Raw genomic sequence first — 16,029 nt, forward strand, 5'->3', positions numbered from 1 at the left:
ATCCATCGCCTGCTTCAAGGACCCTCCCGATGTGATGACGCCATATCGGGAGGGTCCTTGCGTTTGGAGGCTTGAATGAGCGACGAGGGTGTACCCGCCGATGCGGCGGCAAAGCGCGCGCCAGCGGCCGCGGGCCGTGCGGCGAGGGCGATGATGGCGGCCGAGGCAGTGCTTGCGGAACGCTATCCGCAGGCAATCTTTGCGATCGTTGCGGGCTCGATCCTGCGCGGCGAGGGTACGGAAAGCTCGGACATCGACCTGGTGGTGCTGCACGAGGCCCTGCCGGCCGCCTGGCGGGAAAGCTTTCATTTCGACGGCTTTCCGGTCGAAGCCTTCGTGCACGATTTCGAGACGCTCAACTGGTTTGCCGACCAGGACATGGCGGGCGGCTGCCCGGTGCTTACGGACATGGTGGCGGGCGGCGTTGCGATCGGGCCTGAGCGGGCGCGTGCCGAGGCGCTCCAGGCCGAGGCGCGACAACGCCTGGAACGGGGCCCGGCGCCGTTGACACCGGAAATCCGCAACGGACTGCGCTACCAGATCACCGACCTGGTGGACGACCTGCGCGATCCACGCCCGGCCGCCGAAATCCGCGCCATTGCCGCCGAACTGATGCGGCCGCTCGCCGATCTGATGTTGCTTGGCCGCGGGCGCTGGTCTGGGCGCGGCAAGTGGCTGCCGCGGCTGCTCCTGCAGGCCGACGCGGTCCTTGCCGAGCGTTTCGACGCGGCCTTCCGCAACGCCAGCGCAGGACAGGCGGCCGATTTGATCACGCTGGCCGAAGAAGAGCTGGCGCCGCATGGCGGGCCACTGTTTGCCGGGGATCGGCGGACGGCGCCGGCGGGTGCACGGCGTCCTGGTCGTCTCGTGGAGTGAATGCGCGGCCGGGACGTTCTCAGGCGAGCGCTGACAGAACTGACCGCTGCGAAGCGCTGGATGAGCTAGCAGCGACGGGGCGTGCAGAGGCGAGACCTTTGGCCATCACTCGCTGCGCGGAGGGCGTGGCTCCCGGCGCTCTGCTTCCTCGACCACCGAGAATGGAAGTTCCTCGTACATTGAGCGGTTGAATTCGGCAAAGGTCAGCCTGCCATCGACGAACACTTTGAAATAGCGCCGGCAGACGTCCTCCGCCATTTGCTCGCGACTGGAATAGGGCGTTCCCTCCAGCGCATCGTCCTTGAGGACAGGCAGGTACTCCGACACGCAGGCCTCGACATATTGCGGTTGCGCGTCCGGGCGCTTGCGCAGCGCCGACAGGGTCCATTCATATTTGGAATAGCTCATGTATTGCTCGGTTCGCGGCGCGAACAGGACGATTGCGACGATGCACAGGAGCGCGACGGACATGCTGCCGGCGACGAGACGAAGGTTCATTTATTCAATCGTATAAATTGTTGCCCATGCCTATGTAAGACAACTTTAGCGGTTAGCAAGATGCACGCTTTCGCCTCGGGTGGTTTCACGAAATGTTCCTCCCCCAAATGGGGGAGGAGGCTACGAAAAAACCACTTTCGTGCTCGGACCGTTCTCCGATCGTTCGGCGTCTATTAGAGGTTGCGAAATTGGGCGCTCCCAATTGCACCGCTCGACCGAAGCGGGGTGGGGCGGGCAGGGAGGGACGTGGCGGCGGCGTGCCTATGTCGGTCCGCCTGCGGGGCGGCGGCCAAAGACGTTTGGGATGGAAACGGTAGCGGTTTGCGGGCCATGCGGACCGCGACCGATGTCCTTCGCGCTGAATAGACAATGGCAAGTGTGGCGGCACTTCGGGTGCGGGTGCCGCCTTCAGTCTGAGATGGGGGGCGTGGGCAGCGCCCGGCCGAAGCACCGCTCCGCTTCCGGCGCGATCAAAGAGCGAAACCTTCGATCAAAGGGGGAAACCTTAAAGTGCGGCCAGTTGTTCGGCCGTTGCAACGATCTGCGTGTTGCCGAGCGAATGGTCGGCATATTTGAACACCAGGATGCTCATGACTGAGGCGACAAGGGCTACCAGGATGATGCGCATGGTGTTGCTCCGACTTCCTTCTTGCCCGGCCTTGATCCTTCGTTGCGCCGGGCGTTGCTCGACCCGGAAGCCTTCAGCTTTCCGGTCAAAGGCCTTTCGGCCTTTCGTTGAACCTGTTCTAGCAAATGGCCGGGGCCGACTATTGTTCCCGCGGGGACAGCGGGAAGCTGCGGGCGCATGCAGCTTTGCGGTGTGCTGCCGGCTGGTCCTTTTGAGAAACGGAAGGGCGCCGTCTGCGCGTCGTGCGCCTTCGGACGCCTGAGGCGCGCCTGCGCATCCGCTCGGTTTCTGCACGCTCGATGTCGGCTTGGGGGATGGAGGTCGGGCGGCCCTAGAGGCCGAGGAGCCAGAAGAGGATGCCGAAGAGCACGATGAATGCGCCGACGGCGAGCAGGAAGCGGGCCATGCCGGTGTTGGTATCCTTCGTGCCGACGAGGCAGTACCAGAGGTGATCGTTATCCATTCCTGACGCTCCATCGAAAGGCGCTCCTGTCGCGCCCGCGTGGCCCACCATACACGCAAAGGTCGTCGCGGCACGTGGAATGATTGCGTGTCCTTGTCGCCGGATCGCGATGGCCGAGATGATGTCTTGGCGGCCGATGTTGTTGCGCCCAGGCTGCGAGAGCAGGGTGGGCGCTTTCGTCTCTCCACAGCACCGGCCTGTCCCCACCGCTGCCGCCAGCGTATGCCTGCTTAACCCTCCGCGTCCGCCGTTTCGGCCGCCACCGGCTTTCGCGCCAGTGCCAGGTTCGCGGCGGCCGCCTCCGCCTCCGCTGCACCGGCGGCGCCGGAGCGCACGGTGACGGCGTTGGAAGCGAGGTCGAGGCCGGCTTCGCGCAGCGCCGGCAACAGGCGCTTCATCGCCTCGCGCTGCAGGATGCTGGGGTTGCCGGGGCGGGCGGTGAATTTCAGCCGCACGACGAGCGAGTTTTCGGTGACGTCCTGGATGCCCTGCATCTTCAGGGGCACAAGGAATTCGCCGCCGATCTCGGGGTCTTCGAGCATGGCAAGCCCGACCTTCTTGATGGTCTTGCGGATTTTCTCGGGGTCGGCATCGCGCTCGAATTTCAGCTCGAACTTCACCGTGCTCCAGTCGCGGCTGAAATTGGTCACCGCCTGAAGCTGGCCATAGGGGATCGTGTGGATCTGGCCGTTCTGGTGGCGCAGCCGAAGCGAGCGCAGCGAAATGCGCTCGACCGTGCCCTTGAGCTTGCCGGTATCGACATATTCGCCGACGCGGAAGGCATCGTCGGCAATGAAGAAGATGCCGGAGACGACATCCTTCACCAGCGTCTGCGAGCCGAAGGAGAGGGCTAGCCCGAGCACGCCGAAGCCGGCGATCAGCGGTGCGATGTTGATGCCGAGTGCAGAGAGGATGACGAGGCTGGTGACGGCGAAGATGCCGCCGAAGATGAGGTTGCGCACGAGCGGCAGGATGGTCGAGAGGCGGCTTGTCTGCTGGACCACCGTGTCGTCTTCGCTATCGCCGGGCAAAGCGAGGCGGGCGGTGGGCGCGAAGGCTTCAAAGCTGCGCCAGAGGAAGCTGCAGATCACCCAGGCGGCGACGACCGCAAGGCTGATGCGCTCGAGAACGACGATCCAGCCGACGGCGGCGGCGGTGTCGTGCTGGACCATGACCGAGCGCCAGAGCTGGATGATGATATGCAGGCCGATCAGCCAGGTGGCCCCGGCAAGCGCCGTCTGGATACTGCCGGAGATCGCCGCGTGAAGCCTCGATGAGGCGGGCGTACGGCGGCGCTCGGCGGCGGCGCCTACCAGCGAATGGATGCCGAAGGCGAGGATCGGCAGCGCGAGCAGGATGATCTGCGTCATGCCGCCGGCAAAGCTCCAGGCCGCGCTGTTGGGGCTGCCGGCGACAATCACGCTCATCAGCCAGAGAACGATGGCGCTCAAGGCATAGAACTCCGGCACGCCGAAGGCGATGGCGCGACGTACCGGGCCGGGGTTTTCGCCGGCAAAGAGCGCGCGGATATCGCTGGCGCCGGCGATGAACCAGTGGAGCTTGACGAGCGTCAGGATCGTGACGCCGATCAGCAGCCAGCCATCGGTGGCGGCAACGTCGAGCCCGCGCTGGTGGGCGAAGCGCAGGCTGGCGCCGACGACGGCGCCGAACGCGCCATAGGCGAACAGCATGTTGGCGTGAAAGCGCGGGTGGGCGATGTCGAGCAGGCGGATCTGGGGCCGCGTCGGGGCAAAGAGGAAGCGCGCGCCGACGGCATAGGCGGCGGACGCGACGGCAATGGTGATCAGCGCATGGGCAAGCTCGGCCGAGGCGGTGCCGCGCGCCAGGAGCAGATGGGCAAGCCCGTGGGCGACGACGGTGAAGATCACGAGATAGGCGATGTCGATACCCAGCCGGATGATCGAGGCGCGCATGCGATGCAACAGGTCGACCACCTCGAAAGACGAACCGAAAAGGCGATGGACGAGGAAGCGGCAGGCAAAGGCGGCGGCAAGGCCGACGGCGATTGCGAGCGCGGCCACGGCCGCGACCGAGGCCACCGACCAGCCTTCGGCGCGGATGCCTGCCGCAACGTCAGCCATGACGCCGGCGATGCCGGACATGCCGGCAAGACCCATCTGCAAGCCGTTGAGAAAGCGGGCGGAAAGCGTATCGAGCGTGTCTTCCGGCTCGGCCGCCGGTGTGGTTGCAGCGGTGCCTGTGGGAGTTTGCGTGCTTGCCGGGACGCGAGCGTCTGCCGTACTTGACGTGGCCGCTGGCGTTCCCGCATCGGCTGGTGTCGCCACGCTGTCAGCCTTTGCTGCGCCATCGGGCACCGTGGTCATGTCTGCCGCCTCGCGCCATTCGACGATGACCGGACCGCCAGCTTTTGCCGCGGCGCGCAAGGTCTCCTCGATGTCGGCCGCACTCTGGCCGGGCGTGAGGATGACGGTGATCGGTGCCGGTGACGTCTGGGCGAGGGCAGGCAGGGTGACTGCCAGGAGCAGCGTCAGGCTCGCCAGCAGGCGACGGCAGAGGAAGAAGACACGCACCATGAGATTCATCCATCGAGATCGGTTATGCGCCGGGCGGCCGTGCGCATTAGATGTGCATCACATTACATAACGTTCTAAAATTCCAATCGTATTTTGGGCGGCAGCGTGAGGGGCCGGACCAGTCGACATTGCCCCTCACTGTCCTGCCGGACCTCTCTCCCCGCGGGCGGGGAGAGAGCCGCTGGGAGCGCCTTTGGCTGCCAAGCCCACCGTCTCATTGTCCTCGCTCGAATTTCGGGAGGCCGGCGCCGCCCGCTTCCTTCTCTCCGCCTGCGGGGAGACGGTGTCGGCAGGCGGATGAGGGCTACGGCATCTTGCCCCCTTGCAAGGGCGTGTTGTCGCGAACCGTGTCGAACTCCTGTAAGCTTATCCGCGCGCGTCATGTCACCTGCGATCCGAGAAACGGGAGGCAAAAATGTCCACTCAAGCTCTGCTCATCGTGCACGCCGAGGTTCCCGATGAAGCGGACCGAGCCTCCTTCGACCAATGGTATGACCGCCATATGCCAGACGCGCTCAGCGCCTTTGGGGCGGTCCGGGGCTGGCGCACCTGGAGCCGAACCGATCCTTCGAAGCACACTGCCTTCTACGAGTTCTCCAATCTGGCGGCTGCGAACGCCGCCAATCAATCGCCGGGCACGGAATTCGATGCCACCTGGCGCGGGCGGGCGACACGCACGCGGGACGTGGTCGAGGTCGTTCAGCGGCTACCGGGGCCGGACTGAGGCGCAATCGAAAATTGGTTCGCTTGCGTCTGTCTGAGCCGTAGGCGGCATGGGTCAGCGACTTCATAGCCTCTCACCTGCGTTGATGGCGGAGCGGGAACATCGCTGCCTATAGGCAGCGGGCTTGCTCGCGGTGTCGGTCTGCCCGCGCTGTCCTGTGGACCTCTCTTCCCTTGGGCGGGGAGAGAGGCGCCGGGCGCGCGCTCGGATGCACTCCTCGCCGCTTCACGACCAGCCTCAGGTTGGCAAATCCGGTGCCGCTTGTCCCTTCTCCCCGTCAGAACGGGGAGAAGGTGCCGGCAGGCGGATGAGGGGCAGGTCGCCCGCGTTGCAAGTCTGCCCCTCAGTGTCCCGCAGGCGGATGTGCGGTCAGGCGTCTACTTCGTCGTGTAGCCGCCATTGACGAGGATTGTCTGGCCGGTCATCCACCAGCCGTCGGAGACGAGGAAGCGGATATAGGGGACGATGTCCTCGATGTCGGTGAGGCCGGTCTTGGAGAAGGCCGAGAGGGCTGAGGCGGTTTTGTGATAGGCGACGGCGTCGGCGCCTTCGGCCGGATAGAAGAAAGGCGTATCCATCGGGCCGGGTCCGATTGCCGTGACCGAGATGCCGCGCGCGCCGAATTCCTTGGCGGCGGCCCGGGTGTAATGCTCAACCGGCGCCTTGGTGCCGGCATAGGCCGCATAGAAGGGCGTGAAGGCGCCGAGCAGCGAGGTGACGAGGGTGCAGACCTTGCCGTTGTCGCTGACATGCCTGCCTGCCTCGCGCAGGAAGAAGAAGGCGGACTTGGAATTGACCGCGCTCATCTCGTCATATTCGGCTTCGGTGATCTCGACGAAGGGCTTCTTCAGGACCTTGCCGACGGTGTTGACAGCGATGTCGATGCTGCCGAGCGCCGCCTTGGCGTCGGCAAAGAGCTTTTCGACATTGGCGGCGCTGGTGAGATCGCCGGCAAAGGCGTGGGCCGCGGCACCGGTCGCCTTGATCGCATCCACGGTCTCGTCGGCTGCCGCCTTCGTCGCCGCGCTGTTGTAATGGATCACGACGCCACGGGCGCCGTTTTCAGCGAAATCGCGCGCGAGCAGGCCGCCGAGGTTTTTCGCGCCGCCGGCGATCAGAACCGATTTCCCATTGATGCTGTGGTCTGCCATGGTCGTCTCCTTTTGTCGGCCGCTTGCTGCGGCCGGTTTGCGGCGAGCGGGAATGCCGGCGTCAACGCACTGTCCGGGGACTGCTCCGGTGCTGACGGCCGGTCGCGGGCCTGTTGATCGTGCCGAACGCCGCACGCCGCGTTTCGAAATAGCGCGGGCCGGGCCGCCGCCAACGTGAGGGCGGACTGCGACGGGCATCGCAAGGGAGAGAATATCGTCGGCGTGGCTGGCATAAAGCGTCCGCCCGTGACATGACTTGTCAGAAATGACGAACAATGGATGTGGCCGGCATGGACAGGATCGAGCTTTTCCGCATCTTCACCCGCGTCGTCGAAAGCGCCAGTTTTACCCGCGCGGCCGACACGCTGGGCCTGCCGCGCTCCTCGGTCTCGGCGGCGGTGCAGACGCTTGAAACCAGGCTTGGAACGCGGCTTTTGCATCGCACGACCCGCAAGGTTGCGCCGACCCAGGATGGCGCCGCCTTCTACGAGCGCTGCCTGCGGCTGATTTCCGATATGGACGAGGCGGAGAACCTGTTTCGCCGCAGCGCTTCCGGCCCGACCGGGCGGCTGCGCGTCGACCTGCCGAGCCGCATTGGTCGGCTGATCGTGGCGCCGGCGCTGCCGGAGTTCCTCGCGCGCTACCCGGGCATCGACATCGATCTCGGCATGACCGACCGGGCGGTGCATCTGATCGAGGAAAGCGTCGACTGCGCGCTGCGCGTCGGGCCGCTTGCCGATTCCGGCCTGATCGCCCGGCCGTTCGGCACGCTCAGGCTGATCAATGTCGCAAGCCCGGATTATCTCGCGCGACACGGCACGCCGAAAATACCCGCCGATCTCGCCCAACATTTCGCCGTCAACTATGCCTCGCCCTCGAACGGCCGGGTTGAGGACTGGGAGTGGATCGAAGGCGGCGAGGCGCGCACGGTTTCGGTTACCGGCCGGGTCAGCGTCAACAGCGCGGAAGGCAGCATCGCCTGCTGCCTCGCCGGCCTCGGCCTCATCCAGATCCCGGCCTTCGATGTGATCGACCACATCCGCCAAGGTCGGCTCGTCGAGGTGATGCCGGATCACGTGGCCGCGCCGATGCCGATGGCGTTGCTCTATCCGCACCGCCAGCATCTGTCGCGCCGGCTCAAGGTGTTTGCCGACTGGCTGGAAGGGCTGATGCGGGAGGTGATTGCGGGGTGAGGGGGATGTGGCTTCAAAGCAGGTGGCTGATTTCGCTTGAACTTCGGGGCCAATAAAGGCAACCGCAATGAAACATAATCCTCCGATTGCGAGAGAAGAAAATTGCCATTTAAAAGTATGAAGTGGTTGAGGAATCTATTCTCCGGCGACGCGCGTCCAGACCCGGGGCCGGTTGTGGTCAGCATAGGCGATCTGCAGCTTGTGCCCTCAAGCGCGTCTTTCTCCAGAGCGGAGGCGGCCATGCCGGGGACGGCGAGGCTCGAACGTTTGCTGGAGCTGGTTCCGCCGCCCCCGTCTGACGATCCGGATGGCGAAACAGGGCCTTCAGGAGAGCGGGATTATGGGCCGGATCCGGTTGTTGACGTTGCGGCACGCTTTCCCGCCGGCGAAGTTTTTTCTCGCAAGGCGATTGAGGACGCACTTTACGGCGACTTGCACGAGGCTGTGCTTTGCCCGACCTACTATGTGGTAACGCCGTCCGGGTGCACGACGTTTCTGACCTCGACCGACGCGCCTGCCGAAGGGCGCGAGCTGATCGCCGCCTGGTCGGTTGATCGAGGCAACGAGTACGACCCGGAAGCAATTGCTCGGGCGCATCAACGCCTGGCCGCACAGCTTGCCGGGCTGCCATTTCGCTTTGACTGCACGCCATTGGATCGGGCGAGAATCTCGTCAACGTTCGATCGCGTAAAGGCGATTCGCGATCTGGAACCGGACTCCGTTAGCGTCACCGCCTATCACAGGGGCGGTCAAAAATTTGACGGCAGGCAAGTTTGGAACCTGTTGCACGCCATCGGATTTCGCTGGGGCGACATGGATTGTTTTCAATGGGCGGATCCCACCGACCAGACCGACTATCTGGTTTGGGTCGAAGCCGATGACGGAAAGCTGGGCTATGTGCTTCCTGAGATGGTAGCAACGGGCGAGCAGAATTTTCATGAGGTGCGCTTCTCCTTCACGCCCCCGCGCACACCGTCACCACTGCATGTCCTGGAGCAAATGCTTCGCGCGGTTGCGATGTTTCAGCAGCGCACCGGCTGTAGCCTGGTCGCCAAGATCGACGGCAAAGTTGTTGAGGGCCCGGATCAACTGATGCAGTCGATCATGACGCTCGGTGAAGAGTTGGCGGCGATGGGGCTGAAGCCGGGATGGAGCACGATCCTCAGGACAAGATAGCGGACACTGGTAGAGCCCGCTGGCGTGCACCGGTCTGGCGACAATGGACACACTAGCTGACGGTCTTATGGCACCGCCGGCCGTTCCAAGGCAGGAACTCCGAGCCGCCGGCGTTCCACTTGCCGTCGAACTCTGAGAAGTCGGAGGTGAAGGTGACGATCAGCTGGCCGTAGCCGTATTTGTCGCGCCACATGAAGGTGCGTGTCAGATCGCTGCCGTCGCCATCGTCGCCGGTTTCGGCGAGTTCACCGTCGACGGACTGGCCCTGATCGGAAAACACGTATCTGCCGACGACCGTGCCATCGGCAGCGGTTTCGAAATGCGTCTCGGCGTCCGACAAGACGCCGGCGGAGGAAAGCTCGCCACAATAGCTGCCGGACGGGGCGTGGTTCGTGTCGTCGGCCATCGCCGTGGAGGCAAACGAGGCCGCAAGCAGCAGCGCGGTGGTCCATGAACGGCTTGCTTTCAAGGCGGCCCCCTTGCCGTGTCGGTGCAGTTTTTCGCGACCGCCCAGGTGGAGCGAGTCGCGCTGGCTGCTGCCATGGGCTGACATTCGGCACGTAAAATCAAGGCCGTTGCGGCGCGGCTAGTTTTCCTGAACCGAAACGCCGTCCTGTCCGATCTTGATCTCGACGCCCGGCTTCGTCTCTTCCTGGTAGACATAGATGCCGAGGCCGACGACGGCGACGGCGAGCAGGGCGATGACGAGATAGAGGCCGTTTCGGTTCATGCGGAGCTCCCGGGTTCGGTTTCGACGGGAAATAGGAGCTTCCGCAAGAAAGACAACAGGATAGCGAGATTTTCGCACGGCGCCGCCGAAGCGGCCAAAGGGCAACCGTCCTTGCGGCTGGATGTAAGGCGGGGACGTGGTTTGCCGGTGCAGGTCGGAGCGGGATGTGTTTCCACGTCCCGCTCCAGCGCTTCATCGCCTTGCCAATCAGCTTGCGTCAAAGCCTGCGTGGTAGCTGACGCGCCCTGATGGCACCGGGCCTTCGAAGGCCTGCGCCATGAAATACTCGGCCGGTACGCCTTCAAGGCGCAAGGCGGCGTGGTTGTCGAAGCCGAAGCGCTTGTAGTAGTCGGGCTCGCCGAGGACGACGCAGCCCCTGGCGCCTGACTTTTCAAGGCGCGCAAGGCCGTCGCGGATCAGCCTGCCGCCGGTGCCGCTCTTCTGACGGTCGGGCCTGACGGAGACCGGGCCGAGCCCGAACCAGCCCTTGTGCTCGCCGTCGATGGTGACCGGGGAAAAGGCGACGTGGCCGATGATTTCGCCCTGGTCGAGGGCGACCAGCGAGATCGTCAAGGCGCCGGCGTCGCGCAGCGCGTCGATGATTTCGGCCTCCGTCTGGCTGCTATAGGCCATCGGCGCGAAAGCCGCCTTGGTGATCAGTCGAATGGTGGGGATGTCGCTCGGCTGTTCGGAGCGGATGTCGATGGTGGTCATGGTAAAACCTGTTCTTGAAACCGTGGTCGCATGCCAAGGACCGCGAACGACGGATATCGTTCGCCGGTGGCGCGAATGAACGTCTCGACGGGCGAGACGTCAGTGGGTGAGAACAAGCTCCAGCATCGACAATTCCTCTGCGCAATTCAGGCGAGCGGCCCGGTATAGGTTCAAATCCTCGCCGTGGTCAACCGCCGACCGGGAAGGGCGGTGAGAGGAATCCATGGATGTGCGCGTGTTTGAGTGTGGCCTCCGGTTGATTTTTCGCTAATTGAGGCAAATAGCTTGAATGACGACGGACGATTGAATGCGGATGGTGGCCGGGATGATGGCGCTTGGAAATCTCTACCGAAAAACTTTCGATCTGGACCATTCGGACACGAGCGCCGCGGAATTCCTGAACAGGGTCGTCAAGCTCGTGGTGGGGTTCTGGACGGCCGAGTTTTTCATGACCACCACGCTCTGGCTCCTGGTCGGCGTCAATCCCGCAGAGTATGTTCCCGTCAAGCTTGCGGCGTCGCTTGCCTCCGTGCTTCTCACCCTCGTCATGTCGCATATCCTGGCGATGATCCGGGCGTTGAACATTGCGGCTCAGGTCTTTGTCTCGGCCGTCCTGTCGGTGCTGGCATCGTTGATCGTCACGGCGATCGACTACCGGCTTTACACCTATATCAATCCATCCATCGGCATCGAATACGATCTCCAGAACTTCTGCTACATGCTGTTTTTCGGGATATCGCTGTTCTTCGGATGGTCCTGCTTCTTCATCGCCTATTTGTACAATCTGGATGCGCGCGCGCAGGAGCGCCGGCTGGCGATCACGCGCGAAGAGGCGCTGACCGCGAAGATGCAGGCGCTCTACTACCAGATCAATCCGCACTTCCTGTTCAACACGCTGAACTCGATCGTCGGCCTGATCGAGGAGGGCGCGTCGTCGCAGGCGAGCCGGGTGGTGATGTCGCTGTCGTCGTTTCTGCGAAAGACGCTCGAGATGGATCCCCTGCGGGATCTGGCGCTTTCGGAGGAACTGGCGCTGCAATCGGAATATCTGGCAATCGAGAAGGAGCGCTTCTCCGATCGCATCAGCGTCACGCTCGACATTCCGCAGGAGTTGAGGACGGCGCTGGTGCCGAGCCTGATCCTGCAGCCGCTCGTCGAGAATGCCGTGAAGCATGGGCTCGGGCGCTCGTCCGGCGATCTGAAGATCACGATCAGCGCATCGCAGGCGGAAAACCGGCTGCAGCTTTCGGTCGACAACGTGTCAGATGCCGGCGAGGTCTTGCCGATGGTCAAACGGTCCGGACTCGGCGTAGGGCTCGCCAATGTCGAAGAGCGCGTCAAGGCGCGTTTTCCCGAGGGCGGTTCGCTGGTCGCCGGACCGGTCTCCCCGGCGCATTTCCGCGTGACCGTGACCATGCCTTTGAGAGCACCCGTTGCCGACCGGCTTGCCGATGCGGCCATCGACACGGCGCCGGTCGTGACGGCCTGAGCGAGGCGACGATGGTCGGCGCGCGCCCGGTGAGGCGCGCGACCGGGCAACAAGGGAGGCTCGCGCTCAGACCGAGCGCGTCAGGCCGCCATCCACCTTCAGGTTCTGGCCGGTGATGTAGGCGGCACCATCAGAGGCGAGGAAGGCAACGGTGGCAGCGATCTCGGCGCTGGTGCCGTAGCGCTTCATCGGCACGGCGTCGCGGCGCTCTTCGGTCCCCGGCAGGCTGTCGATCCAGCCGGGCAGAACGTTGTTCATGCGCACGTTGTCGGCCGCATAGGTGTCGGCGAAGATCTTGGTGTAGGAGGCAAGACCAGCGCGAAAGACGGCCGAGGTCGGGAACATCGGCGACGGCTCGAAGGCCCAGGCGGTGGAGATGTTGATGATCGCGCCGGCCTTCTGCTTCTGCATGATCGGCGTGACGAGGCGGACCGGGCGGATCACGTTCATCAGATAGACATCGAGGCCGGTGTGCCACTGCTCGTCGGTGATTTCGAGGATCTGGGCGCGCGGGCCATGGCCGGCGCTGTTGACCAGCACGTCGATCCGACCCCATTTTTCCACGGCCGTATCGACAAGGCGCTTCAGGTCGTCGTTCGACTGGTTGGAGCCGGTGATGCCGATGCCGCCGAGCTCGGCGGAGAGCGCCTCGCCCTTGCCGGAGGAGGAGAGGATCGCGACCTTGTAGCCGTCGGCTGCCAGGCGCCTCGCGCTCTCGGCGCCCATACCGCTGCCGCCGGCGGTGATTACGGCCACTTTTTCTACTGCCATTTTATCAATCTCCTCATCCATATTCGTGGAATGCCGCTTTCGCGGGTGCTGCCATTGAAATACCATCTCCTTCATGCAACCGCGAAACAGTTTCGCTTTCATATGGCAGTAGAAAAACTATTCGATGAGTGACGCACCGGGAAAGCTCCCTTCGCTGAATGGCGTGAAAGTGTTCGAGGTGGCGGCGCGCCACCTGAACTTTCGCCTCGCCGCCGAGGAACTGGGCGTGACGCAGGGCGCCGTTGCCCAGCAGATCCGCGGGCTCGAGGCGGAGCTTGGGGTGAAGCTCTTCGAGCGGCTGCCGCGTGCGCTGGCGCTGACGGGCGAGGGACGCGCCTATATCGCCGATGTCAGGCGGGCGCTCGAAATCATCGCGCGGGCAACTGACGGGCTGAAGCCGCAGCCGGTGCGGCTGACGATCAGCACCACGCCGTCCTTCGCGTCGCGCTGGTTGATTCCGCGCCTGCCGGAATTCACCGCCCGGCATCCGGATCTCGACCTGCATATTCTGGCGACCGACCGCATGTCGAGCTTCCAGGCCGATGGCGTCGATCTCGCCGTGCGCTACGGGCGGCCACCCTTCGGGCCGGGGCTTGCGGTGGAACTGCTGTTCGAGCAGGAGATCGTCGCGGTCTGCAGCCCGATGCTGCTTGCCGGGCGGCCGGCACCGAAGACAGCCGAGGAACTGGCCGGCTATACGCTGCTGCACGACGCCCATAATTTCTGGCCGGAATTCATCGAGCGGCATTTCGGCGGCAGCCGGCAGGCCTCGTTCAAAGGCATCAGCTTCAACCAGACCTCGCACGCGATCGAGGCGGCGACGGCGGGCCAAGGCATCGTGCTCGCCAACCGCGATTTCGTCGCGCGCGATCTCGCCGAAGGGCGGCTCATCCGCCTGTTCGAGGCATCGATGACCGGGCCTTCGGATTTCTACCTGGTCTGGCCGCGCTACCGAAAGTCGCTCAGCTTGCAGACCGTGATCGCCTGGCTCAGCGATGAGGCGAAAAAGGAGCGGGGAGGCTCGGCGGACCCGAACCTTGCAGATGGAGCGCAGAGCGCGAGTTCTTGATCCGCGATCAGCGACGCAGGGCCGTGTCGAGTCGGTAGAGCAGCGCGTGAAACGCGCCCTTGCTGGGCTTTCGTCCCGGCAACTTGCCGACGATGCGCCGGATTTCCGGTGATGCGAGCGCGATCAGCTGCCGGAGTTCCATTTCCGTGGCGGCTGCCTCGTCGGCTGTTCCGATCGAGAGTGCCTGGATGGCGTAGGCAGCGGGGCCGAGCACATGGTTGATCTGGTGCGGCGTCTCGATCGGATGGGTGTAGGGCGCACCGGCCGCCGCAATGGCGGCGCGGGCCGCAGCCTTGGCGGCGGGATCGTCGACTGCGCGCGCCGCTGCCTGGGCGCCCCAGGCGGCCTTGCGCAAGACGCCTGTGCGCGGACCGCCCTCGGCAAAGGCGACAGCCGCGGCGATCGCCTCGCGCGGCCGCGGATCACCCGGCACCACGGCCTCGAAGACCGGCAGCGCGCGTGCGGCGCAGAGGATTGCCCAACGGGTGATGTGGCGCAGGTCGTCTTCGGTGAGCAGCGGTGCCGGGGCTTCGTCGGTCATGGCTGAGATTCCGTGCGGTTGCTGCCTGTTTTTCTTAGCGGCGGCGACGGCACTCGCGAATTTTTCATGGATTGGGAGGCTGTCAGCTGGTTCTCACCGTACTGACGGTCCTGCCGCAAGGCCCCACGAACGATGAAAACGACGCGTCGCCGAAGCTGACCTCCACCCGATAAGGGAACGGGTTGTCGTGTGGATCGGCATCCCTCGGTTTCTGGAAAGGTGGCTGCCAGATTGTCCATCGTCCGTCCTGGGCCTTGAACCGTTGCTCGTCCGCGCGAAGAAAGCTCTGCACGTCTTCGACCACCAGGGCCTTGATCTCTTCATCGGACAGGTCGACATCGCAGCCAGATCCCGGCGGCAAGTAGGGGGTCAATGCCATCAACAGGAGTGGGCCGACCGATATCAGTAGGCTATACAGGGTCAGGAGCACGCCAAGAGCAATCAATATTCGCCGTTTGATCACTCGACCCATCGCTTTCGGTCATTGCTGCGACTGGCGTTTTCGGGCTCCGCGCCACCTGAACGCGACGGCAATACCAATCCACCCCCTCAACGCTCCCAGCCTGGCGTAAACGGAAAGCGCTCCGCCCAGAGCGTCGCAAGCCGCGGGTCGGCATCCACACGGCGCACGATGTCGGCGAGTTTCGGGGCGACCTCGTAGAAGCGGCGGCGGCCGGGAGACCAGCGCGAGGCGGTGGCGACGTAGAGGTCGAGGACCGAGAGTTCGTCGCCGAGAAGGTATTTGCCCGGTTGCAGCTCCGCGCCCATTCGCTGCCAGCAGTGGGCGACGCGGTCGAACACGCGTGCCTTGACGGCTGCGTGGTCCTCTTCCCGTTCCGCAATGCGGGACGGGTCGTCGGCGATCCAATAGAGGGCGTAGATGGCGGCGGATACGAAGGTCATCCAGCGGAGAAAAGCCGGTCGCCTTGCGTCGCTCACGGCCGGGGCCAGGCGGCCCTCGGGGTGGGCGTCGGCGAGCCAGATCAGGATCGCGGCACTCTCGGTCATCAGTTCGCCGCTCGGGAGCACGAGCGCCGGAACCTGGCGCAGGGGATTGATGCGGGCCAGCCTGTCCGCCTCCTGCTTTCCGTCCCAGGGCGCGTGATCCTCGACGCGATAGGGTGCGCCGAGCAGGCTGAGGGCCGCCTCGATCGGCACGGAGCCGGAGCCTGACGCTCCATAGACGACAAAGGGTTCGGCCAACGATCATTCTCCCCGCATCAAAGAGCCGGGGCGCATACCCGCAGGCTCGTTCATACCCGGGGTTGTCGCACGGATCGCGGCTTTCGCGCTATAGTGAGCGTTCCGGTATCCCCGCGGGAAATCGGGCGCAGTTCGTCGGCGGCTGCCATTCTTCGCATACGGGCCGGGCGGAAATGCGTATAGTGTTGATCGGCCGGCGCGGGGACGCTATTGCACCCGCCGCGTCCATCCTGCCCACAAGCCGTACG

The 16,029-nt window shown here is 64.4% G+C and carries 18 protein-coding genes; 6 read left to right on the top strand and 12 right to left on the bottom strand.

Features of this window, described 5'->3' with window-relative positions; all coding sequences use genetic code 11:
• Positions 1-75: 75 nt before the first annotated feature.
• Entirely contained in the window at positions 76-876 is an 801-nt protein-coding gene (locus tag M2267_RS07565) for a nucleotidyltransferase domain-containing protein (protein ID WP_429113686.1), read from the top strand.
• Between the two features lie 105 nt (positions 877-981).
• Here M2267_RS07565 and M2267_RS07570 read toward each other — a convergent pair whose 3' ends face one another.
• The 4 genes from M2267_RS07570 to M2267_RS07585 form a co-directional block, all read right to left on the bottom strand.
• On the bottom strand, positions 982-1,374 hold the full coding sequence (locus M2267_RS07570; protein WP_043620846.1) for a hypothetical protein: 393 nt from the start codon (positions 1,372-1,374) through the stop codon (positions 982-984).
• A gap of 505 nt (positions 1,375-1,879) precedes the next feature.
• Positions 1,880-2,002: a hypothetical protein gene (locus tag M2267_RS07575; RefSeq protein WP_255380501.1), complete on the bottom strand. Its 123-nt coding sequence runs from the start codon at positions 2,000-2,002 to the stop codon at positions 1,880-1,882.
• A 331-nt stretch (positions 2,003-2,333) separates the two neighbouring features.
• Positions 2,334-2,465 carry a hypothetical protein gene (locus tag M2267_RS07580; protein WP_256364289.1) on the bottom strand — a complete coding sequence of 44 codons (132 nt, stop codon included), beginning with the start codon at positions 2,463-2,465 and terminating at the stop codon, positions 2,334-2,336.
• A gap of 230 nt (positions 2,466-2,695) precedes the next feature.
• Positions 2,696-5,020: a mechanosensitive ion channel family protein gene (locus M2267_RS07585; RefSeq protein ID WP_429113689.1), complete on the bottom strand. Its 2,325-nt coding sequence runs from the start codon at positions 5,018-5,020 to the stop codon at positions 2,696-2,698.
• Positions 5,021-5,435: 415 nt separating this feature from the next.
• Between M2267_RS07585 and M2267_RS07590 the strand changes: the two genes are divergently transcribed.
• Positions 5,436-5,744 carry a hypothetical protein gene (locus M2267_RS07590; RefSeq protein WP_429113691.1) on the top strand — a complete coding sequence of 103 codons (309 nt, stop codon included), beginning with the start codon at positions 5,436-5,438 and terminating at the stop codon, positions 5,742-5,744.
• A 377-nt stretch (positions 5,745-6,121) separates the two neighbouring features.
• On the opposite strand, the gene M2267_RS07595 is transcribed toward M2267_RS07590, so the two are convergent.
• Positions 6,122-6,895 (bottom strand): SDR family oxidoreductase, encoded by a 774-nt coding sequence (locus M2267_RS07595; protein WP_429113693.1) that lies wholly within the window; start codon positions 6,893-6,895, stop codon positions 6,122-6,124.
• 290 nt (positions 6,896-7,185) lie between these two features.
• On the opposite strand from M2267_RS07595, the gene M2267_RS07600 reads away from it, so the two are divergent.
• Together M2267_RS07600 and M2267_RS07605 are read left to right on the top strand one after the other, a co-directional pair.
• Entirely contained in the window at positions 7,186-8,088 is a 903-nt protein-coding gene (locus M2267_RS07600) for a LysR family transcriptional regulator (protein WP_429113695.1), read from the top strand.
• 240 nt (positions 8,089-8,328) lie between these two features.
• A complete protein-coding gene (locus M2267_RS07605) occupies positions 8,329-9,264 on the top strand; it encodes a cell division protein ZipA C-terminal FtsZ-binding domain-containing protein (RefSeq protein ID WP_197067179.1) in 936 nt (311 codons plus the stop codon).
• Positions 9,265-9,316: 52 nt separating this feature from the next.
• On the opposite strand, the gene M2267_RS07610 is transcribed toward M2267_RS07605, so the two are convergent.
• From M2267_RS07610 to M2267_RS07620, 3 genes are all read right to left on the bottom strand, one after another.
• A complete protein-coding gene (locus tag M2267_RS07610) occupies positions 9,317-9,733 on the bottom strand; it encodes a hypothetical protein (protein ID WP_043620869.1) in 417 nt (138 codons plus the stop codon).
• Positions 9,734-9,850: 117 nt separating this feature from the next.
• Positions 9,851-9,994, bottom strand: a complete 144-nt coding sequence (locus M2267_RS07615) for a hypothetical protein (protein ID WP_034793319.1) — start codon at positions 9,992-9,994, stop codon at positions 9,851-9,853.
• 207 nt (positions 9,995-10,201) lie between these two features.
• Entirely contained in the window at positions 10,202-10,699 is a 498-nt protein-coding gene (locus tag M2267_RS07620; protein ID WP_043620866.1) for a GNAT family N-acetyltransferase, read from the bottom strand.
• 316 nt (positions 10,700-11,015) lie between these two features.
• On the opposite strand from M2267_RS07620, the gene M2267_RS07625 reads away from it, so the two are divergent.
• Positions 11,016-12,197 carry a sensor histidine kinase gene (locus tag M2267_RS07625; protein WP_429113697.1) on the top strand — a complete coding sequence of 394 codons (1,182 nt, stop codon included), beginning with the start codon at positions 11,016-11,018 and terminating at the stop codon, positions 12,195-12,197.
• 66 nt (positions 12,198-12,263) lie between these two features.
• On the opposite strand, the gene M2267_RS07630 is transcribed toward M2267_RS07625, so the two are convergent.
• The gene (locus M2267_RS07630; protein WP_429113699.1) at positions 12,264-12,968 is read right to left on the bottom strand and encodes an SDR family oxidoreductase; all 705 of its coding nucleotides are present in this window, start codon (positions 12,966-12,968) and stop codon (positions 12,264-12,266) included.
• A gap of 124 nt (positions 12,969-13,092) precedes the next feature.
• On the opposite strand from M2267_RS07630, the gene gcvA reads away from it, so the two are divergent.
• Positions 13,093-14,037: a transcriptional regulator GcvA gene (gcvA, locus tag M2267_RS07635; RefSeq protein WP_429113701.1), complete on the top strand. Its 945-nt coding sequence runs from the start codon at positions 13,093-13,095 to the stop codon at positions 14,035-14,037.
• A 7-nt stretch (positions 14,038-14,044) separates the two neighbouring features.
• Here the strand turns inward: gcvA and M2267_RS07640 are convergent, their stop codons facing one another.
• The 3 genes from M2267_RS07640 to M2267_RS07650 all read right to left on the bottom strand — a co-directional run bounded on the left by M2267_RS07640 (position 14,045) and on the right by M2267_RS07650 (position 15,781).
• Positions 14,045-14,578 (bottom strand): putative immunity protein, encoded by a 534-nt coding sequence (locus M2267_RS07640; protein ID WP_429113703.1) that lies wholly within the window; start codon positions 14,576-14,578, stop codon positions 14,045-14,047.
• A gap of 82 nt (positions 14,579-14,660) precedes the next feature.
• Entirely contained in the window at positions 14,661-15,050 is a 390-nt protein-coding gene (locus tag M2267_RS07645) for a hypothetical protein (RefSeq protein ID WP_429113705.1), read from the bottom strand.
• A 77-nt stretch (positions 15,051-15,127) separates the two neighbouring features.
• Positions 15,128-15,781 carry a glutathione S-transferase family protein gene (locus M2267_RS07650; protein WP_429113707.1) on the bottom strand — a complete coding sequence of 218 codons (654 nt, stop codon included), beginning with the start codon at positions 15,779-15,781 and terminating at the stop codon, positions 15,128-15,130.
• Positions 15,782-16,029 lie beyond the last annotated feature (248 nt).

Origin of the sequence: Ensifer sp. KUDG1 (assembly GCF_050434285.1) — a bacterium.
Classification (GTDB): Bacteria; Pseudomonadota; Alphaproteobacteria; order Rhizobiales; family Rhizobiaceae; genus Ensifer.